General features: G+C 73.9%; 19 protein-coding genes. 10 read left to right on the forward strand and 9 right to left on the reverse strand.

Translation table 11 applies throughout. From position 1 onward, the window contains the following. Positions 1–112: 112 nt before the first annotated feature. Positions 113–1327 (reverse strand): aminotransferase class I/II-fold pyridoxal phosphate-dependent enzyme, encoded by a 1215-nt coding sequence (locus tag AB0O01_RS34895; protein WP_365319898.1) that lies wholly within the window; start codon positions 1325–1327, stop codon positions 113–115. 189 nt (positions 1328–1516) lie between these two features. On the opposite strand from AB0O01_RS34895, the gene AB0O01_RS34900 reads away from it, so the two are divergent. Continuing rightward, a complete protein-coding gene (locus AB0O01_RS34900; protein ID WP_365319900.1) occupies positions 1517–2875 on the forward strand; it encodes a S1 family peptidase in 1359 nt (452 codons plus the stop codon). Positions 2876–3176: 301 nt separating this feature from the next. Here AB0O01_RS34900 and AB0O01_RS34905 read toward each other — a convergent pair whose 3' ends face one another. From AB0O01_RS34905 to AB0O01_RS34915, 3 genes are all read right to left on the reverse strand, one after another. Continuing rightward, the gene (locus AB0O01_RS34905) at positions 3177–3362 is read right to left on the reverse strand and encodes a hypothetical protein (RefSeq protein WP_365319937.1); all 186 of its coding nucleotides are present in this window, start codon (positions 3360–3362) and stop codon (positions 3177–3179) included. Between the two features lie 200 nt (positions 3363–3562). Next, on the reverse strand, positions 3563–4258 hold the full coding sequence (locus AB0O01_RS34910; RefSeq protein ID WP_365319901.1) for a L,D-transpeptidase: 696 nt from the start codon (positions 4256–4258) through the stop codon (positions 3563–3565). Between the two features lie 164 nt (positions 4259–4422). Then, on the reverse strand, positions 4423–5229 hold the full coding sequence (locus AB0O01_RS34915) for an SDR family NAD(P)-dependent oxidoreductase (protein ID WP_365319903.1): 807 nt from the start codon (positions 5227–5229) through the stop codon (positions 4423–4425). Between the two features lie 49 nt (positions 5230–5278). On the opposite strand from AB0O01_RS34915, the gene AB0O01_RS34920 reads away from it, so the two are divergent. Beyond that, entirely contained in the window at positions 5279–5839 is a 561-nt protein-coding gene (locus AB0O01_RS34920) for a hypothetical protein (protein WP_365319905.1), read from the forward strand. On the opposite strand, the gene AB0O01_RS34925 is transcribed toward AB0O01_RS34920, so the two are convergent. The 3 genes from AB0O01_RS34925 to AB0O01_RS34935 form a co-directional block, all read right to left on the reverse strand. Next, on the reverse strand, positions 5830–6756 hold the full coding sequence (locus AB0O01_RS34925) for an SDR family oxidoreductase (RefSeq protein WP_365319907.1): 927 nt from the start codon (positions 6754–6756) through the stop codon (positions 5830–5832). The genes AB0O01_RS34920 and AB0O01_RS34925 overlap by 10 nt on opposite strands. A gap of 307 nt (positions 6757–7063) precedes the next feature. Beyond that, positions 7064–7693, reverse strand: a complete 630-nt coding sequence (locus AB0O01_RS34930; RefSeq protein ID WP_365319908.1) for an MBL fold metallo-hydrolase — start codon at positions 7691–7693, stop codon at positions 7064–7066. Beyond that, positions 7693–8778 carry an S-(hydroxymethyl)mycothiol dehydrogenase gene (locus AB0O01_RS34935; RefSeq protein WP_365319939.1) on the reverse strand — a complete coding sequence of 362 codons (1086 nt, stop codon included), beginning with the start codon at positions 8776–8778 and terminating at the stop codon, positions 7693–7695. Before AB0O01_RS34935 ends, AB0O01_RS34930 begins: the two co-directional genes overlap by 1 nt. A gap of 240 nt (positions 8779–9018) precedes the next feature. Here AB0O01_RS34935 and AB0O01_RS34940 point away from each other — a divergent pair, with 240 nt between their 5' ends. Together AB0O01_RS34940 and AB0O01_RS34945 are read left to right on the forward strand one after the other, a co-directional pair. Beyond that, entirely contained in the window at positions 9019–10389 is a 1371-nt protein-coding gene (locus AB0O01_RS34940) for a rhodanese-like domain-containing protein (RefSeq protein WP_365319910.1), read from the forward strand. Next, positions 10386–11141 (forward strand): sulfite exporter TauE/SafE family protein, encoded by a 756-nt coding sequence (locus AB0O01_RS34945; protein ID WP_365319912.1) that lies wholly within the window; start codon positions 10386–10388, stop codon positions 11139–11141. Before AB0O01_RS34940 ends, AB0O01_RS34945 begins: the two co-directional genes overlap by 4 nt. Before the next feature lie 20 nt (positions 11142–11161). Here the strand turns inward: AB0O01_RS34945 and AB0O01_RS34950 are convergent, their stop codons facing one another. Then, positions 11162–11449 (reverse strand): metal-sensitive transcriptional regulator, encoded by a 288-nt coding sequence (locus AB0O01_RS34950; RefSeq protein ID WP_355738244.1) that lies wholly within the window; start codon positions 11447–11449, stop codon positions 11162–11164. Between the two features lie 128 nt (positions 11450–11577). On the opposite strand from AB0O01_RS34950, the gene AB0O01_RS34955 reads away from it, so the two are divergent. Both AB0O01_RS34955 and AB0O01_RS34960 read left to right on the forward strand, forming a co-directional pair. Beyond that, the gene (locus AB0O01_RS34955; protein ID WP_365319914.1) at positions 11578–12156 is read left to right on the forward strand and encodes a rhodanese-like domain-containing protein; all 579 of its coding nucleotides are present in this window, start codon (positions 11578–11580) and stop codon (positions 12154–12156) included. 117 nt (positions 12157–12273) lie between these two features. After that, the gene (locus tag AB0O01_RS34960; RefSeq protein WP_365319915.1) at positions 12274–14028 is read left to right on the forward strand and encodes an ABC transporter ATP-binding protein; all 1755 of its coding nucleotides are present in this window, start codon (positions 12274–12276) and stop codon (positions 14026–14028) included. 24 nt (positions 14029–14052) lie between these two features. Here the strand turns inward: AB0O01_RS34960 and AB0O01_RS34965 are convergent, their stop codons facing one another. Then, positions 14053–14358: a hypothetical protein gene (locus tag AB0O01_RS34965; RefSeq protein WP_365319917.1), complete on the reverse strand. Its 306-nt coding sequence runs from the start codon at positions 14356–14358 to the stop codon at positions 14053–14055. A 295-nt stretch (positions 14359–14653) separates the two neighbouring features. On the opposite strand from AB0O01_RS34965, the gene AB0O01_RS34970 reads away from it, so the two are divergent. The 4 genes from AB0O01_RS34970 to AB0O01_RS34985 all read left to right on the forward strand — a co-directional run bounded on the left by AB0O01_RS34970 (position 14654) and on the right by AB0O01_RS34985 (position 17991). Continuing rightward, positions 14654–15016: a nuclear transport factor 2 family protein gene (locus AB0O01_RS34970; RefSeq protein WP_365319919.1), complete on the forward strand. Its 363-nt coding sequence runs from the start codon at positions 14654–14656 to the stop codon at positions 15014–15016. 9 nt (positions 15017–15025) lie between these two features. Beyond that, positions 15026–15229 carry a hypothetical protein gene (locus AB0O01_RS34975; RefSeq protein ID WP_365319921.1) on the forward strand — a complete coding sequence of 68 codons (204 nt, stop codon included), beginning with the start codon at positions 15026–15028 and terminating at the stop codon, positions 15227–15229. Between the two features lie 142 nt (positions 15230–15371). Beyond that, complete coding sequence (locus AB0O01_RS34980; protein WP_365319923.1) at positions 15372–15956, forward strand: hydrolase; 585 nt, start codon at positions 15372–15374, stop codon at positions 15954–15956. Positions 15957–16065: 109 nt separating this feature from the next. Further along, on the forward strand, positions 16066–17991 hold the full coding sequence (locus AB0O01_RS34985) for a glycosyltransferase family 2 protein (RefSeq protein WP_365319925.1): 1926 nt from the start codon (positions 16066–16068) through the stop codon (positions 17989–17991). The last annotated feature ends 264 nt before the right edge of the window (positions 17992–18255 follow it).

The raw sequence follows: 18255 nt of genomic DNA on the forward strand, positions 1-18255 counted from the left end.
CGCGCCCCGCCTCCGACGGCGGTTCCGGCACCGCCGCCCCGCCTCTCCCCCGGCGGCACCCGCCTCACCACCGTCCCGCCCCTCACCCCTCACCCCACCACCGTTCCTCCCCTCACCCCACCGCCGCCGCCATCCGCCCCACCGCCTCCGTCAGCACGTCCGGCGTGGTCGCCAGGTTGAGCCGGACGTGGCCCGCCCCGCCGGTCCCGAACGGCGGGCCCGCGCTCAGCGCCACCCGGCCGCGTTCCAGGAAGACCTCCGCCGGATCGTCGCCGAGCCCGAGGGCCCGGCAGTCCAGCCAGGCCAGATAGGTGGCCGGACCCGGCCGGTACCGCACTGCCGGAAGCCGCTCGGCGAGCAGCGCGGCGAGCAGCCGCCGGTTGTCGTCGAGGCCGGTGAGCAGGGCGTCCAGCCAGGGGGTGCCCTCGCGCAGGGCGGCGGTGTGGGCGATGACCCCGAGGTGGCTGGGTCCGTGGCCGACCTCCTCGGGCATCCGGGCGAGGTCGGCGGCGGCGCCCGGACCGGCGACGGCGAGTGCGGCCTTGAGCCCGGCGAGGTTCCATCCCTTGGAGGCGGACATCAGCGACAGCCCGCGCTCGGCGCCGGGCACCCGCAGATAGGGCACGAAGTCCGTGCCGTGGGCGACCAGCGGGGCGTGGATCTCGTCGGCGACCACCCGCACCCCGTACCGCTCGGCGAGGGCGGCGACGGCGGTGAGTTCGGCGGCGCTGTGCACGGTCCCGGTCGGGTTGTGCGGGCTGCACAGCAGATAGGCGGCGCGCCCGCCGTCCCGCACGGCCCGCTGGAAGGCCCGTTCCAATGCGTCGAGGTCGAGCCGGAGATCGGGCCCGAGCGGGGCCTCCACCACCCGCCGGTCCATATGGGTGACGAACAGATAGAAGGGCGGATAGACGGGCGGGTTCACCACGACCGGGTCGCCGGGCCCGGTCACCAGCCGGAGCATCTCGACCACCCCCAGCATCACATCGGGCACGATCGCCGCGCGCTCCACCGCGAGCCCGTCCCAGCCCCACCGCTTCCCGGCGAACGCGGCGAGCGCCTCGGCGTAGCCGGTACCGGCCGGGTAGCCGGTGTCGCCGAGGTCGAGCGCCTCGTCGAGCGCCCGGCGGACGGCCGGGGCGAGCGGGACGTCCATCTCGGCCACCCACAGCGGCAGCACGTCCTCGGGGTAGGTCCGCCACTTCATGCTGGTCCGGCGCCGGAGCCGGTCCAGGGTGAGCGCGCGCAGGGGGTTGGGTTCGCCGTCGCCGTCGCCGTCGCCGGAGGGGACGGATGACGGTGCGTGCGGGTGCGGGTCGGTGGTCATGAACCCAACATAAGTGGCACCCGGACGCCCCGGAACGGGACGAACGCCAGGGAAGGGGATGGGTCCCGTCCGCGCCGAGGTGCCCGGGTGAACGCTTCCGGCCCGTGCCCCGTACCCAGGGTGGGCGCTCAACTGCCGGAGGGCCCCGCGGTGTCGGCGCCGCGCGTGGTCGGGGTTCGGGAGCCAGGGATGAGGCACGCACGACGACGGATCGTCCGCCGGGTGACGCAGTTGGTGGCGGCCGGCGGGCTGCTCCTCGGGGCGGGCATGGTCACCCATGCGGTGGCGGGCGAACCGCCGGGCACCTCCGCCGTGACGACAGGCGCGGCGGGGACGGGCGCGGCCCTGGTGGACCGGCTGGGCGGCGCGCGTACGGCGGGTACCTGGATCGGGGCGGACGGGCGGCCGGTCGTGGCGGTCACCGACGCGGACGCGGCGGCCGAGGTGCGCCGGGCGGGCGCCGAGCCCCGGGAGGTCCGGCACAGCATGAGCCAACTGCGGGCGGCGACGGCGGCGCTGGGCGCGGAGCCCCGGGTGGCGGGCACGTCCTGGGCGGTGGACCCGCGGTCCAACGAGGTGGTCGTCCGGGGCGACCGGACCGTCTCGCGGGCCGACTGGTCCCGGCTGACAGGAATCGCCGAGGGCCTCGGCGGCTTCGTCCGGATGGAGCGCACCGAGGGTGTCTTCACGACCCGGCTGAACGGGGCGCTGCCGATCCTGTCGACGGCGGGGCGGTGCTCGGCGGGGTTCAATGTGACGGACGGGGGCCGGGACTACATCCTGACCGCGGGGCACTGCGGGCCGGTCGGATCGGTGTGGTTCGCCGACGGCCGGGGCACCGAGCAGATCGGCCGGACCGTGCGCGGCAGCTTCCCGGGCGACGACTACTCGCTGGTCCAGTACGCGGGCGGCCGGGCCGGTGAGGGCGCGGAGGTGGTGGCGACCGGCGACGGCCAGGGGGTGCGGATCACCGGCGTGGCGGACGCGTCGGTGGGGCAGCGGGTGTTCCGCAGCGGCAGTACCAGCGGGCTGCGCGACGGGCGGGTGACGGCGCTGGACGCGACGGTGAACTATCCGGAGGGCACGGTCACCGGGCTGATCGAGACCGATGTCTGCGCGGAGCCCGGGGACAGCGGCGGCCCGCTGTTCTCGGAGGGCGTCGCCCTCGGCATCACCTCGGGCGGCGACGGCGACTGCGCGACGGGCGGTACGACGTTCTTCGAGCCGGTGACGGCGGTGCTGGAGGAACTGGGGGTGCGGTTGATCGCGGCGGCGCCCCCGCCGGACGCGGCGGCGCAGGAGGAGCGGGGCGCCGGGAAGCCGTCCCCTGCGGCGGTAGCGCCGGATGCGGCCTCGCCCGGTGCCGGGGCGGCGGTCGGCGGCGGGGGCGCGGCGGGGGTGCTGGCGCGGCTGACGGACCGGGCGAGTGTGGGACCGGGGCTGCTGATCCTCGGGGGGAGCGGGATCGCGCTGGCCGCCACCCGGTTCCTCCGCGCGGAGCAGGACCGGCGGGCGTACCGGCGGAGGTACTCGGCCACCTGGGGGTGAGCGACGGGGCCGAGCAGGATGGGGGGGGTACCGGCGGCGCTGCTCGGCCACCTCGGGGTGAGTGGCGGGGCCGAACAGGATCGGCGGAGGTACTCGGCAACCCGGGGATGAGCGGCAGGCAGACGCGGCGTGAAGAGGAGGCCGCTCCCCGGTGCGGGGCGCGGCCTGGAGGGCGGCTGCTTGCTCGGCGGGCTCGGGTGGGCCGAGGTCTTCGAAGAACGGGCTCCCCGGCGGGGAACCCGGGCGGGTGCCGGATCGGCGGGGTGGAACCCGCTGCGCGACCGGCTCGGCGAGTCGGCGCTCAGGCCGCTCTCGACGGCTGCGGGGCCGCGGCGGCCCACTCCAGAACGAGGCGCTGGTACTGCTCGCGCTGCTCGCCTGTCAGTGTCCCGCCCGACCGGCGCCACAGGGCCCGGATCTCCTCGTTGACCTCGGCAGCCGATCGCTCGGAGTCGGGTTCAACAGTGGTGGACATGCTGTGAAGCATACGGCGACCGAGGTGAAGGCGCGGTGAGTAATCAAACACTATTCGGACAAAACGGACCGTGTCGCTGATCACGTCCATCTCGCAAGAAGTCATGCGGAGTTCAACCATCTGCGCCATGGAAAGTTCAGTGTTCGACGGCTCGGAACAGCAGAACCCGAACCCTGGGAAGGGTCCGGGTCCGGCACGCACAACGGAGGGGATCAGGTGCCCGGCTTGCGGCCGTACACGAACACCTCGTCGCCCTTCTTCAGCAGCGACCAGTACTTCTTGGCGTCGGTCTTGGTCAGGTTGACGCAGCCGCGCGAGCCCGGCGGGTTCCACATGCTGACATCGGCCTGGTGGAACGCCTGCCCGCCGTCGAAGAACTGGGCGTAGGGCATCGGCACGTCGTACAGGGAGGAGACATGGTCGATGTTGCGCCAGTAGACCTTCTTCAGGCCGGTGCGGGTCTCGTAGCCGTCACGGCCGGTGCGGACCGGGACGGGGCCGTAGACCAGACGGCTGCCGTCCTGGATCCAACTGATCTGGAGAGTGAGGTTCACACAGGCGATCCGGCCCTTGTTGACCGGGCACTTGCCGTCCTTGTTGGGCTTCTTGCCGACGGCCTTCTGCTTGTTCATCAGGTCCATCACGCCCCAGGTGACCGAACCCGCGTAGCCGATGTTCGGCTTGATGCCGTGCTTGTTCTGGAACGCCTGGATCGCCTTGCAGTCGGCGGTGGACTGCTTGCCGTCGACCGGGCGCCCGAGGAACTTCTCGACCTGCTTCTGATACGGCCCCGCCTGCGTCGTACAGCTCGCGGCCTGCGCGGGGGCCGCGCCCAGCCCCACCACGAGCGGCGCCACCAGCGCGGTGGCCCCCGCGATCACGGCACCGCGTCTGCGTATGTCCCCCATACCCGTCCCCTTCAGCACATTCATTCTCTGAGGTCATTCAGCGCGGTCGTTCACCGCGGTTCCGCCCAGCTAGACCGGAGCCGGGCCGCATCGGTTGTAGCAGTGCGGCGACCGGTACGGAACGGTGACATTTGAGACAGGGGGCCGGGAACGACGGCCGCCGGTCAGTCGCCGGGCCCGGCCGCCCCGCCGCGCAGTACCGCCCGGAAGCCCGAGTCGACCGCGGTCAGCCCGCCGTCGACGACCAGGGTCGTGCCGGTGATCCAGGCGGCGTCGCGGGAGGCGAGGAAGGCGACGGCGGCGGCGATGTCCTCGGGTTCGCCGACCCGGCCGAGCGGATAGAGGTCCCGGACCGCGTCCAGGATGTCGCCCCGGCCCTCCCAGGCGGGGGTCCGGACCGTGCCCGGCGCGACCAGGTTGACCCGGACCCCGCGCCCGGCGGCATGCCCGGCGAGGGTGCGGGTCAGGGAGCCGAGCCCGGCCTTGGCGGCGCTGTAGGCGTGGTTGCCGAAGTCGCGCAGCCCGTTCACGGACCCGATGGAGACGATCGCCCCGCGTCCGGAGGCGGCGAGGTGGGGCAGCGCGGCGCGGCTGCACCGGTAGGCGCCGGTCAGAGTCGCATCGAGGTCCCGCGCCCAGGTGTCGTCCGGCTCGTCCTCGAAGCGGGCGGTGTCGGGCGAGCAGTGGAAGGCGTTGTTGACCAGCACGTCCAGCGAGCCGAGGACGGTGACGGCCCGGTCGACGGCCGCCTCCACGGACGCCCGGTCGGTCACGTCGCAGCCGTACGCCTCGGCGCTCAGCCCCCGCTCGCGCAGGGCACCGGCGGTGTCCTCGGCCGCGCCCGGATCGACATCGGTGACCAGGACCCGGGCTCCCTCCTCGGCGAACCGGCGGACGCTGGCGGCACCGATGCCGCGGGCCGCGCCGGTGACCAGAATCCCGTACCCCTCGAAGCGTGTGCTGTCAGCCATGGGGGGAACCTACTGCCCCGGAGATCATCGCGGCAGATAGCGTGCGCCCATGGCTGAGTTCTGGGGGCAACTCCCCGCCCTGATCGGTGTGGTGATCGGCGCGCTGGGTTCGTACGCGGTGGTGATGCGGGGCGAGCAGGTCCGCTTCCGCCGGGAGCAGGCGGCCCGGTGGGAGGAGCGGCTGCTCGGGGTGTACGCGGACTACGCGCGGGCGCTGAAGGCGTCCGTCACGCTGACCTACCGGGTCGCCGCGCACCTCGGCAACGACCCCCATCCGCACCCCCTCACCCCCGAGGAGGCCGAGCCGCTGCTCGCGGAGGCGACCATGGCCCGGGATCCGTCGGGTGAGGCGCTGCTCCTGCTGGGCAGCCCGGAGGTGGTGGAACGGGCCCGGACCTGGGTGGTGGCGGTGATGGCGATGGAGGCGTTCCTACGGGCCGGGACGCGGGACCCGGGGGCCTGGCAGGCGCTGCTGGAGCGGCAGCGGGCCGCGCGGGAGGCGTACTACGCGGCGGTGCGCGGGGATCTGGCGCTGCCGCCGGGGCACGGCGGCCGGTGGGCGCTCCCGGCGCACCGGACCCCGGACGGCGACGGCGGTGCTCAGCGGTAGCCGGTGGTGTCGGCGGGCTTCCCCGCGTCCTGGACCTCGGGCACATAGCGCCAGGCGTCGGGGCGGCTGCCGTCCAGGTCGGTGAAGCCGTACTCCCGGGCGAGGCCGCCGCTGGACAGTGACTGCCCGTTGAAGCGGCCGACCTCCGGGTCGGCGGCGAGCGCGGCGACCGCGCGGCCGACATAACGCGGGGACTCGGAGATCGCGAAGTGCGGCTCCTCGGTCAGGGCGTCGCGCCAGTTCTCCTCGGTCACCCCGAAGCCGTCCAGCATCATCTCCGAGCGCAGCCAGCCCGGGGTGAGGACGACGGCGGCGGCGCCGCGCGGGCCGAGTTCGTGGCCGAGGGCGAAGCCCATCCGCAGCACGGCCGTCTTGGCGAGGTCGTAGAAGTAGTTCACGCGGTAGTGGTCCGTGTTGTAGGCGAGGGTGCCGTCGGTCATCTCCACGACCAGGCCGCCGGGCCGGCGCAGCAGCAGCGGGAGGGCGTAGTGGCTGGTGATCGCGTGGGTGTCGAGGGCGAGACGGAGCAGCCGCAGCCCGTTGTCGAGGTCGTGCTCCCACATCGGGATGTCCCACCCGAAGAGCTTCTCGCCGCCCCAGATGTCATTGACCAGGATGTCCAGCCGTCCGTGCGTGTCGGCGACGCGGTCGACGAGGGCCTCGACCCGCGCCGGGTCGAGGTGGTCGGTGGGCACGGCGATGCCGTGGCCGCCGGCCTCGGTGACCAGGTCGGCGGTGTCCTCGATGGTCTCGGGCCGGTCGTACTCGGAGCGGTGGGCGCGGGTGCTGCGGCCGGTGACGTAGACGGTGGCGCCCGCCGCGCCCAGTTCGACGGCGATCCCGCGCCCGGCGCCCCGGGTCGCCCCGGCGACCAGCGCCACCTTGTCGTGCAGCGGTCCCGATGGTCCTGATGACATGTCCGGCCTCCCATGGGTGGTTCTTCCGCCGGATCCCTCCGCTGGTGCTGCTCGCGGAGTGATCCGGTGATCTGTGATCTGGTGATCCGGCGGAGAGTCTCGCCGGAAAGCCGGACATCTTCTGTCGGGATTGCGGCCGGATTCCGCCGCGGTGGGTGCCGGTTCACCCGCGCGGGCGCGGGTGGGGGTCGTACGAGACCGGCAGGATGGCCACCGACCTCGGTTCACCTGCACGGATCACCGCCTCGGGTTCACCGGCGCAGGTGCATTGCCATGGGTTCATCGGCGCGGGCGCCCCGGAGGTGGCTCAGTGGCCGCGTGCGATCCACTCCTCCAGGTGCGGGGCCTCGGCGCCGATGGTGGTGGAGTCGCCGTGCCCGGTGCGCACGATCGTCTCCGGCGGGAGGGTGAGGAGTTTGTCGCGGACGGAGTCGATGATGGTGGGGAAGTCGGAGTACGAGCGTCCGGTGGCGCCCGGTCCCCCGGCGAAGAGGGTGTCGCCGGTGAAGACCGTGCCGAGCCCGGGGTCGTACAGGCAGACCGCGCCGGGGGCGTGGCCCGGGGTGTGCAGGACCCGCAGATCGGCGCCCGCGGTCTCGATGACCTGGCCGTCGGCGAGGTGCTCGTCGGGTTCGCGGCCGGGGTGGGTGAGCCGCCACAGCGGGAGGTCGTCGGGGTGCAGCCAGATGGGGGCGCCGGTGCGGTCGGCGAGCGCGGGGGCGGCGTTGACGTGGTCGTTGTGGGCGTGGGTGCAGAGGATCGCGGTCAGCCGCCGGTCCCCGACGGCGGTGGCGATGGCGTCGGCGTCATGGGCCGGGTCGATGACCAGGACCTCGTGGTCGTCGCCGACGAGCCAGACGTTGTTGTCGACGTCCCAGGTGCCGCCGTCCAGAGTGAACTGACCCGAGGTGACCAGGCGTTCGATGCGGGCGGCCATCACAGCACCACCACGGACCGCAGCACGTCACCGGAGTGCATCCGCGCGAACGCCTGCTCGACCTGGTCCAGCGCGATGGTCTCGGTGACGAACGCGTCGAGGTCGAGCCGCCCCTGAAGGTGGAGGTCGATCAGCATCGGGAAGTCGCGGGACGGCAGACAGTCGCCGTACCAGGACGACTTCAGCGCCCCGCCCCGCCCGAAGACATCCAGCAGCGGCAGCTCCAGCCTCATCTCCGGCGTCGGGACACCCACCAGCACGACCGTCCCCGCCAGATCCCGGGCGTAGAACGCCTGCCGGTACGTCTCCGGACGCCCCACCGCCTCGATCACCACATCCGCGCCGAAACCCCCGGTCAGCTCACGGATCGCCTCCACCGGGTCGCGGTCCGCGGAGTTGACGGTGTGCGTGGCACCCAGAGAGCGGGCCTTCTCCAGCTTGCGGCCGTCGATGTCCACGGCGATGATCCGGGCCGCACCGGCCAGCCGGGACCCGGCCACGGCAGCGTCCCCGACCCCACCGCACCCGATCACGGCCACGGTGTCGCCGCGCCCCACACTGCCGGTGTTGATCGCGGCACCGATGCCCGCCATCACCCCGCACCCCAGCAGCCCCGCCACCGCCGGGGACACCGCCGGATCCACCTTCGTGCACTGCCCCGCCGCGACCAGCGTCTTCTCCGCGAACGCACCGATACCCAGCGCCGGGGACAGCTCGGTACCGTCCGTCAGGGTCATCCGCTGCCGCGCGTTGTGGGTGTCGAAGCAGTACCAGGGACGCCCCCGCAGACAGGCCCGGCAGTGCCCGCACACCGCCCGCCAGTTCAGCACCACGAAGTCGCCCGGCACCACATCGGTCACTCCGTCCCCGACCGACTCCACCACCCCGGCCGCCTCATGACCCAGCAGGAACGGGAACTCGTCGCTGATGCCGCCCTGCTTGTAGTGCAGATCGGTGTGACAGACCCCGCACGCCTGGATCTTCACGACGGCCTCACCCGGGCCGGGGTCCGGCACCACGATCGTCTCCACCCTGACCGGTTCGTCCTTGCCCGGTGCGATGACTCCACGCACTTCCTGCGCCATGTGCAGACCCTCCTCGTCGACGTTCAAGACGATCAACGTCCCGCCGCCGACCCTACGCGCCGGGAGCGGCTTCGCGCCGCACCCGTGCGCTCTCTCCGTCCGGATACCCCTAGGGGTACGTGACCCTTCCCACCACCTCCGCCCTGGTATACCCCCGGGGGTACTCTGCTACGGTGGCCGAAAGATACCCCCGGGGGTAAAGGAAGACGCGGGGTAGGAGCAGACGGAAGGAGCGCCGCCGTGCACTTCGTCGAGGTCATCGACGTGCCCGGACTGGGCAACCGCGGCTATCTGGCGGGCGGGGCCGACACCGCCGTGGTGATCGACCCGCCCCGCGAGCCGGACCGGGTGATCGCCGCCGCCGCACGCCGGGGTGTGCGGATCACCCATGTCGCCGAGACCCATGTCCACAACGACTATGTCTCCGGCGGTCTGGAGCTGGCCCGGCTGACGGGGGCCACCTATCTGGTACCCGCAGAAGCCCGGGTCGGGTACGCGCGGGTGCCGGTCGCGGACGGGGACCGGGTGGCGCTCGGCACCGGTCTGGAGCTGCGCGCCCTGGCCACCCCCGGCCACACCCCGCACCACACCTCGTACGTCCTCGCCGACGGTGGCGCGGACGTGGCGGTGTTCACCGGCGGCTCGCTGCTGATCGGCACGGTCGGGCGGCCCGATCTGGTGGAGCCGCGGCTCACCCGGCACCTCGCGCGGGCCCAGTACGACTCGGCGCACCGGCTGGCGGCCGAGCTGGCCGACGACACCCGGGTCCTGCCCACCCACGGCTTCGGCAGCCTCTGTGCGGCCACGCCCTCCGGCGGGGGCACCGGGGCGACCACCATCGGGCAGGAACGGCGGACCAACGCCGCCCTGGTCACGGACGCCGACACCTTCGTCGCCGAGCTGCTGGCCGGGCTGGACGACATCCCCGCCTACTACGCCCACATGGGCCCGGTCAACGCCGAGGGCCCGGCACCGGTGGATCTGACGCCGCCGCGCCGCGCGGACGCCGGGGAGATCACGGCCCGACTGGCGGCCGGGGAGTGGGTGGTGGACCTCAGGAACCGGGTCGCGTTCGCGCGCGGCCATGTCACCGGGACGCTGAACTTCGAGTCGGCCGGGCAGTTCGCCGTCCAGCTCGCCTGGCTGCTGCCCCGGGGGCGGCCGGTCACGCTGCTCGCGGAATCGGCGGAGCAGCTCGCCGCCGCCCAGCGGGAACTGGCCCGCGTCGGCATCGACCGGCCCGCCGCCGCGGCGACCGGCGGCCCCGGCGACTGGCTGGTCCCCGGGGAGACGCCCCGCTCCTTCCCGCGCGCCACCTTCGCCGACCTCGCGGGGCGCGCGGACGGTGTGGTCCTCGATGTCCGCCGGGACCGGGAACGCGCCGCCGAGCACATACCCGGCTCCCTGCACATCCCCCTGCACAAGCTGCGCGAGCGGCTGGCGGAGCTGCCGGCGGACGGCACGGTGGTGTGGGTGCACTGCGCGGGCGGCGCGCGGGCGGCCATCGCCGCCTCGGTCCTCGACGCGGCCGGGATCGCCGTGGTCGCGGTGGACGACGGTTTCGACGCGGCACGGGCGGCGGGGCTGACCGCGGCGGCAGCGCTGCCGTGAGCACGCTGGTCCTGGCCCTGGTCGCGGGTGCGCTGACCGGGCTCGCGCTCGGGGCGCTGGGCGGCGGCGGCAGCTTGCTGGCCGTGCCGGCGCTGATCTATCTGCTGGACTTCGGCCCGGCCGCGGCGGCGACCGCGAGTCTGGTCGTGGTGACGGTCACCTCGGTGACGGCGCTGGCCGCGCACGCGCGCGGGGGCACGGTCGACTGGCGGCGCGGCACGCTGTTCGCCCTCGCCGGGCTCCTCCCGGCGGCGCTGGGCGGCCTGCTGTCGGCCCGGCTGCCCGCCGGGGTCCTCCTGGTCGCCTTCGCGGTGCTCGCGGGGGTGGCGGCGGTGGGGTTGCTGGGGCGGCCGGGAGGCGCCGGGACGGCCGACGAGGTGCCGGTCCCCCGCCGGGGGCGGGTTCTGGGGGCCGGGGCCGGGCTGGGGGCGGTCACCGGGGTGCTGGGGGTGGGCGGCGGCTTTCTCGCCGTACCGGCGCTGGTGCAGGTGGTGGGGCTGCGGATGCGGCTCGCGGTGGGGACGAGCCTGCTGGTCATCAGCGTCAACTCGATCGCCGCCCTGGCCGCCAGGACCGGCGCGGCCGTCCCCGTCGACTGGGCGCGGGTGGCCCCGTTCGCGGCGGCGGCCGTACTGGGCGCCTGGGACGGGCGGAGGCTGGCGGCGAGGGTGTCGTCCGGCACGCTCCAGCGGGTGTTCGCGTGGGCGCTGCTCGGGGTGGCGGCGTTCATGCTCGTGGACGGGCTGCTGTGAACGCCGGTAACCGCCCGCGCTCAGGCCAGGGAGAGGAACAGCCGCTCCAGGCGGGCCTTCATCTCCTGCGCCGACTCACCGTCGCTGCGGCCCTGCTCCAGATCCGTCACGCACTGCTGGAGCCCGGTCGCGATGATCGCGAACCCGGCCCGGTCCAGGGCCCGGGAGGCGGCGGCGAGCTGGGTCACCACGTCCTCGCAGTCGCGCCCCTCCTCGATCATCCGGATCACCCCGGAGATCTGCCCCTGCGCCCGGCGCAGCCGGTTGAGCACCGACTTCAGATCGTCACCCTCGAACCGAAGCTCCACGAGACCCCTCCTCCACTTCCTCACTCCACGGCGTCATCACCCGACGACCTCACTCCCACATACCCTTGGGGGTATTTTACCTCCCCCTCGGACCATCGAACAGCACCATCGGAAAGGACGTCCCCCGCATGACCACCACTCCCCCCGCCCTCGACGCCGACCAGGCCCGTACCCGGCTCGGCGAACTGACCGTCGTCGATGTCCGCACGCCCGGTGAGTACGCCTCCGGGCATCTGCCCGGCGCCCTGAACATCCCGCTGGACCGGCTCGGCCAGGCCCTGCCCGCGCTGCGCCGGGTGCCCGGCGGCCTCCTCGTCGTCTGCGCCTCCGGGGCCCGCTCCGCGAACGCCTGCGCGCTGCTCGCCCGGGAGGGCGTCGGGGCCATGACCCTGACCGGCGGCACCGACGGCTGGTCGCGGCTCGGGCACGCCCTGGGCCGCCCGGCGACCGGCGGGCGGCGGACCTGGTCCATGGACCGCCAGGTCCGCTTCACCGCCGGGGCCCTGGTCCTGACCGGTCTGGGCCTCGGACTCCTGCACCCCGCCTGGCAGTTGCTGTCCGCCGGGATAGCGGGCGGGCTGGTCTTCTCCGCGCTGAGCGGGACCTGCGGGATGGCCGCGCTGCTGGCCCGGCTGCCGCACAACCGCCCGCGCCCCGCCGACTTCGAGGCGACCCTCGCGGAACTGGAGGCTCGGGCGGCCCGGTAGGCGCCGAGGAGCAGCGGAGGTTCAGCGGGGAGGGTGCGGCGGGGCCGGTTGTCAGTGGGCCGCCGTAATCTTGCCCGTACGGCCCGATCTGCCGTACGGACCCGCCGAAGGAGCCATGTGACCACCGCACAGACGGACGCCGCCCTGCCCCCGTGGCGCATGCTCCTCGGCTATGTACGGCCGCATCGCTGGGCGTTGCTGACCGGCGCGCTGCTGTCGCTGGTCACGGGTGCCACCGGGCTGCTGCTGCCGCTGGTGGCCCGGGGCCTGATCGACGACCTGGAGCACGACCGGGCCGTCACGGGCGCGCTGCTGGCGATGTCGGCGCTGGTCGTGGGCAACGCGGTGGTGGGCGCGGTGGGCGGCTACGTACTGGAGCGCACGGCGGAGTCGGTGGTGCTGGGCGCGCGGCGGACGCTGTCGTCGTATCTGCTGCGGCTGCGCATACCGGCCGTGGACCGCAGCGAGCCGGGCGATCTGATGGCGCGCATCACCTCGGACACCACCCTGCTGAGCCAGGTCACCACCCAGACCCTGGTGGGCCTGGGCACGGGCGGGCTGACGCTGATGGCGACGGTGGTGATGATGGGCGTGGTCGATCCGGTGCTGCTCGGGGTCACCCTCGCCGTGATCCTCGGCGCCGGGCTGGTGCTCGGGCTGATCGTGCCGCGCATCAACCGGGCCAGCAAGCGGGCCCAGATGGCGGTGGGGGCGATGGGCGCCTCCCTGGAGCGGGTGCTGGGCGCGCTGCGCACGGTGAAGGCGTCCGGCGCGGAGCACCGCGAGGAGCAGACCCTGCACCGGGCGGCCGAGGAGTCGTGGCGGCAGAGCGTGCGCGCGGCCAAGTGGTCGGCGGCGGCGGGCAACACGGCCGGGCTGGCGATGCAGATCGCGTTCATCACGGTGCTCGCGGTGGGCGGGGCGCGGGTGGCGACGGGCGCGGTGGACGTGGGCACCCTCGTCGCGTTCCTGCTGTACGTCTTCTATCTGATGGCGCCGATCCAGCAGGTGGTCTCCGCGATCACCCAGTACCAGACGGGCGCGGCGGCGCTGAGCCGGATCCAGGAGGCGCTGGCCCTGCCCGCCGAGCCGCGGGCGACCGGCGCGGAGCTGCCCGCCCCGGACACCCGCCCGGCCGCCGTCGCCTTCGACGACGTCCGCTTCCGCTACGCGGACGATCTCCCGTACGTGCACCACGGGGTGAGCTTCGAGGTGCCGCCGCAGGGCATGACGGCGTTCGTGGGCCCCTCGGGCGCGGGCAAGACGACGGTGTTCTCGCTGATCGAGCGGTTCTACGACCCGGAATCGGGGTCCATCTCGGTGGACGGCCGGGAGATCGGGGAGTGGGATCTGCCGGGACTGCGCGCGGCGATCGGGTATGTGGAGCAGGACGCTCCGGTGCTGTCGGGCTCACTGCGGGACAATCTGCTGCTGGGCAGCCCGGAGGCGGACGACGGCCAGGTGGCGCGGGTGGTGAAGACGACCCGGCTGGACGGGCTGGTGGAGCGGCTGCCGGAGGGGCTGGACACCCTGGTCGGGCATCGCGGCACCAAGCTGTCCGGCGGGGAGCGGCAGCGGGTGGCCATCGCCCGCGCGCTGCTGCGCAGACCCCGGCTGCTGCTCCTGGACGAGGCGACCTCGCAGCTCGACGCGGTGAACGAGGCGGCGCTGCGGGACACGGTCGCGGATGTGGCGCGGTCGACGACCGTGCTGGTGGTCGCGCACCGGCTGTCGACGGTGACGATGGCGGACCGGATCGTGGTGATGGACGCGGGCCTGGTCCGCGCGGTGGGCACCCATCAAGAACTGGTGGCCGCCGATCCGCTGTACGCGGAGCTGGCGGCCACACAGTTCCTGGCCTCGGCCGGTTGACGGGCCGGGGCGACGGGGGCGGTGTCAGTACTGGACGGCGGGCAGCAGACCGGTGACCGGGGCGACCAGGTCGGTGACCTGGTGCAGTTCGCTGAGCTGATGGAGGCCGTTCACGTTGTTCAGTTCGGCGAGGCCCTCGGAGGGGCGGGGAACGGCGGCCTTGTGCTCGGCGGGGATGTCGGAGACGGTCAGCGAGTCCAGCACGGCGACCGGGTTCAGCTTGCCCTCACCGGCGGCGTCCGCCTCGGCCGCGCCCGCCTGCGGCACGGCGAGACCGGCGGCCCCGACGGCGAGACAGGCGACGGCGAGAATACGACGAGTTGAGATCATGTCTTCAGCAACGCGCGCGACCCGCGCCGGACACGGCCGACCCGGCCCCCTCACCCGACAGGCGCACCTGGCGGTCGTACGTCCCGAGGGGCGGGGGTGACCACTTACGGTGGCCGGTCGTGTCGGCTTGTCCCCGTGGGTTCGCGCCGTCATCGCCGTGCAGCGGTGGGCGACCCCGTTTGCCGAGTGGGCCGGTGCGGGGGAGGCTCGTAGAGAGAGCCCCGTGGCCCGCCGTCCTTCTGTCGCCTGCCTCTCTTTCCGGTCCGGGCGGGTCACGTCCTCCGAGGAGGTCATCATGGGCACCGTGGCCAGCCCGGTCTTCGACGCACAGACTCTGCGCCGGGGCATCGAGGGCAATCCGAACACCCTGCTGGCGCTGTACACCGACGACGCCGAGATACGGGTGGTGGACCAGGTCAGCCGGCCCAGCCGGCCCAAGGTCCTGCGCGGGCGGGACGAGATCAGCGCGATGCTGGACGACATCTACAGCCGGGACATGACCCACCGGCTGGACGACTGCGTGGTCCAGGGCGACCGGGCGGCGTTCACCGAGTCCTGCGAGTACGCGGACGGGATGCGGGTGCTGGCCGAGTCGATGCTGACCCTGCGCGACGGCCGGATCGCCCGGCAGACCCTGATCCAGGCGTGGGACGAGTAGGCAGGGGGCATGCCGAGGTTCCAGGTCCGTACCCGAATGAGCTGGTCCTTCTCCGCCCAGGCCGGGATCGGCCGCCCGCACCGCACACCGACGGCCGTCCGGCTGGCCCGGGTGGGTGCGGTGCGCGCGCTGGCGCTCCGGGCCGCGAGAGGTGACACCGGGCCGGTGCGGCACCGGCTGCCGTGGCCGTGGTCGCGGCTGCGCCGCCGGTGAGACCCCTGCCCGGCAAGGGACCGGACGAGCGGCACCGCCGGTGTCGGTGGGCAGTGGAACAGGTAAGACTGATCGGCCAGTGTCCAACCCTGTCCAATCTTGTCCACCCCTGTGCACCCCGTGCTCCCCGAAAGGCCCGGCCATGGCTCTCAGCGCTCTCGACCCCCGTACCGCCCTCGTGGTGATCGATCTTCAGGCCGGGGTGGTGGCCCTGCCGGTCCGGCCGTCGGCGGCGGGCGAGGTGGTGGCGCGGTCGGCGGCGCTCGCCGAGGCGTTCCGGGCGCGCGGGCTGCCGGTGGTGCTGGTCCGGGTGTCCTTCGCGCCGGACTTCGCGGACGCCGTGCCGGGCCGTACCGAGGCGGGCGGGGCGGGCGGCGCGCGGCCCGAGGGGTGGGACCGGATCGTGCCCGAACTGGACGGGCACCCGGGGGACATCGTCGTCACCAAGCACAACTGGGGCGCCTTCCATGGCACCGATCTCGATGTGCACCTGCGCCGCCGGGGTGTCACCCAGATCGTGCTGACCGGCATCTCCACCAGCATCGGGGTGGAGTCCACCGCGCGCGCCGCCCATGAGCACGGCTACCACCTCACCCTGGCCGTGGACGCGATGGCCGACCGGGTCGCCGAGGCGCACGAGAACAGTGTGCGGCGCATCTTCCCCCGGCTCGGCGAGACCGGCACCACCGCTGAGGTGCTCGAACTGCTGGCCAGGACCCATCCATAGGCCGCCTACGACCCGCGCACGGCCCCCGCACAGCGCACCGGGATAGCATCGGGCACCATTCGAATTTCCCTTGCGTGAACGGCGAAAGAACCCTGAGGGGGGCCTGACGTTGCCGGTGAAGGTCAGTGTCATTGTTCCGGTGTACAACCCCGGGCACTACATCGACGACTGCGTCGACTCGCTGCTGCGGCAGTCCCTGCCCCATGACGCCTACGAGGTCATCTTCGTCGACGACGGCTCGACCGACGCCACCCCGGCGAAGCTGGACGCGGTGGCCGCCGAGCACGACCGGGTGCGCGTCATCCATCAGGAGAACTCCGGCTGGTCCGGCAAGCCCCGCAACGTCGGGATCGCCGCCGCCCGGGGCGAGTTCGTCATGTTCGTCGACAACGACGACTACCTCGGTGACGAGGCCCTAGAGCGGATGTACGACTACGGGGTCGCCCATGGCGCCGATGTGGTGATCGGCAAGATGGCGGGCAAGGGACGCGGGGTGCCGGTCGAGCTGTTCCGGATCAACCGGCCCCGCGCGTCGGTGGAGAACGCCCCGCTGATCGACAGTCTCACCCCGCACAAGATGGTCCGCCGGGAGTTCCTGGAGCGGACCGGGCTGCGCTTCCCTGAGGGGCGTCGGCGGCTGGAGGACCATGTCTTCGTCGCCGAGGCGTTTCTGCGGGCGGCCAATGTCTCGGTGCTCAGCGACTACGTCTGCTACTACCACGTCCGCCGCGACGACTCCTCCAACGCCGGGTTCCAGCGGTTCGACCCCGCCGGGTACTTCGGGAATCTGTGCGAGGCGCTGGACGTGGTGGAGCGGTACACCGAGCCGGGCGCGGTGCGCGACCGGCTGTACCGGCGGTGGCTGCGCAACGAGATGGTGGAGCGGCTGCGCGGGCAGCGCTTCCTGGCGGCGCCGGAGGACTTCCGGCGGGATCTGTTCGCACAGATCCACCGGGTGGTGGTCGAGCGGTTCGGGCCGGGCGTGGCCGAGGGGCTCCAGCCGACGCAGCGGGTGGTGGCCGCGCTGGCGGCGGCGGGCCGCTACGACGAGGTGCGGGCGTTCGCCGAGTGGGAGTCCGGGATCGCGCTGAAGGCGGTGCCGGAGGAGGTGAGCTGGGCGGACGGGACGCTGCGGGTGGGGGTGAGCGCCGAGTTCACCGTGCACGGCGAGCCGCTGACGTTCCCGGCCGACCCCCCGGCGGAGCGGTCCGCCGAGCCGCCGCTCGACGTGGCGGCGTCGATCGACTGGGTCGGCGCGGACACCACGGCCCGCTTCGACCGGGCGACCCTGGAGGTGCTGCTGCGCGAACGGGCCAGCTCCGCCGTGCACTTCCAGCCGGTGGAGTTCACCCATGAGCGGGTGCCGGTCGGCGACGGCTCGCGGGTGCGGCTGGTGCTGCGCGGCACGGCCGCCCTCGACGGTGCCACGGCCGTGGACGGGGCCCCGCCGGCCGGCGGGCTGTGGGACCTGGACGCCCGGGTGAAGCTGGGCGGCTGGACCAAGGGCCGCCGGATCGGCCCGGCCCGGGCCGCGCACCGCACGCTGCCGCCGGCCGGGGTGGTGGCCGGGCATGTGGTGCTGCCGTACTGGACGCAGCCGCACGGCAATCTCTCGCTGGACGTCGACCGGGCCCGCAAGGGGCTGGCGCTGGACCGGGCGGTGCCGTCCTGCGCGGGACGGCGGCTGGAGGCGGGGCTGCCGCTGTATGTGCCGGGCCGGGCCGATGTGGAGCTGCGGCTGACGGCGGTGGGGTCGGACACGACCCTGGACGTGCCGGGCACGCTGGTGCCGCGGGCGCCGGGCGCGCTGCTGGAGGCGGAGCTGCCGGTGGGCGCGCTGGGCGGGCGGGAGTGGCGGCCGTCGCTGAACCTGGCGCCGAAGGCGGACGAGCCGCGGTTCCACGCCCTGCCGGTGCGGCTGCGGGCGGGCGCGGGCGACGGGGTGGAGGTGGTGCGCGGAGGGCGGCCCGGTCGGCTGGCCCGGCTGGCGCGGCGGATCGGGCGGGTGCTGCGGGTGCGGCGGGTGCGGCGGTGACGACTGCGGTGACGGCCTCGGTGACTGCTCGGGCGGCGGTGCGGTGACGAGGGAGCGGGCGGGCGTCGGCAAGGGAGCGGGGGGACCGTGGCCAGGGAGCAGGCGGACGGCATCCGTCCCGGTCCCGATCCCGGTCGCATCCCCCGTCCCGGTCCCGGTGGCGCGCGGAAAGGGGAGGGGCGGGGGGGCGGGCCGGGGGGGGGGGGGGGCGCCGCCGCCGCCCCGGTAGGCGGGGGGGGGGGCCCGCCGCCCCCCCGGGCGCGG

Source organism: Streptomyces sp. NPDC093252, assembly GCF_040683675.1.
GTDB lineage: Bacteria > Actinomycetota > Actinomycetes > Streptomycetales > Streptomycetaceae > Streptomyces.

Coding starts and splice junctions, on each gene's coding strand:
- AB0O01_RS34895 (WP_365319898.1), bottom strand. CDS start 1,327: ATGACCACCGACCCGCACCCGCACGCACCGTCATCCGTCCCCTCCGGC.
- AB0O01_RS34900 (WP_365319900.1), top strand. CDS start 1,517: ATGAGGCACGCACGACGACGGATCGTCCGCCGGGTGACGCAGTTGGTG.
- AB0O01_RS34905 (WP_365319937.1), bottom strand. CDS start 3,362: ATGCTTCACAGCATGTCCACCACTGTTGAACCCGACTCCGAGCGATCG.
- AB0O01_RS34910 (WP_365319901.1), bottom strand. CDS start 4,258: ATGGGGGACATACGCAGACGCGGTGCCGTGATCGCGGGGGCCACCGCG.
- AB0O01_RS34915 (WP_365319903.1), bottom strand. CDS start 5,229: ATGGCTGACAGCACACGCTTCGAGGGGTACGGGATTCTGGTCACCGGC.
- AB0O01_RS34920 (WP_365319905.1), top strand. CDS start 5,279: ATGGCTGAGTTCTGGGGGCAACTCCCCGCCCTGATCGGTGTGGTGATC.
- AB0O01_RS34925 (WP_365319907.1), bottom strand. CDS start 6,756: ATGTCATCAGGACCATCGGGACCGCTGCACGACAAGGTGGCGCTGGTC.
- AB0O01_RS34930 (WP_365319908.1), bottom strand. CDS start 7,693: ATGGCCGCCCGCATCGAACGCCTGGTCACCTCGGGTCAGTTCACTCTG.
- AB0O01_RS34935 (WP_365319939.1), bottom strand. CDS start 8,778: ATGGCGCAGGAAGTGCGTGGAGTCATCGCACCGGGCAAGGACGAACCG.
- AB0O01_RS34955 (WP_365319914.1), top strand. CDS start 11,578: ATGACCACCACTCCCCCCGCCCTCGACGCCGACCAGGCCCGTACCCGG.
- AB0O01_RS34965 (WP_365319917.1), bottom strand. CDS start 14,358: ATGATCTCAACTCGTCGTATTCTCGCCGTCGCCTGTCTCGCCGTCGGG.
- AB0O01_RS34970 (WP_365319919.1), top strand. CDS start 14,654: ATGGGCACCGTGGCCAGCCCGGTCTTCGACGCACAGACTCTGCGCCGG.
- AB0O01_RS34975 (WP_365319921.1), top strand. CDS start 15,026: ATGCCGAGGTTCCAGGTCCGTACCCGAATGAGCTGGTCCTTCTCCGCC.
- AB0O01_RS34980 (WP_365319923.1), top strand. CDS start 15,372: ATGGCTCTCAGCGCTCTCGACCCCCGTACCGCCCTCGTGGTGATCGAT.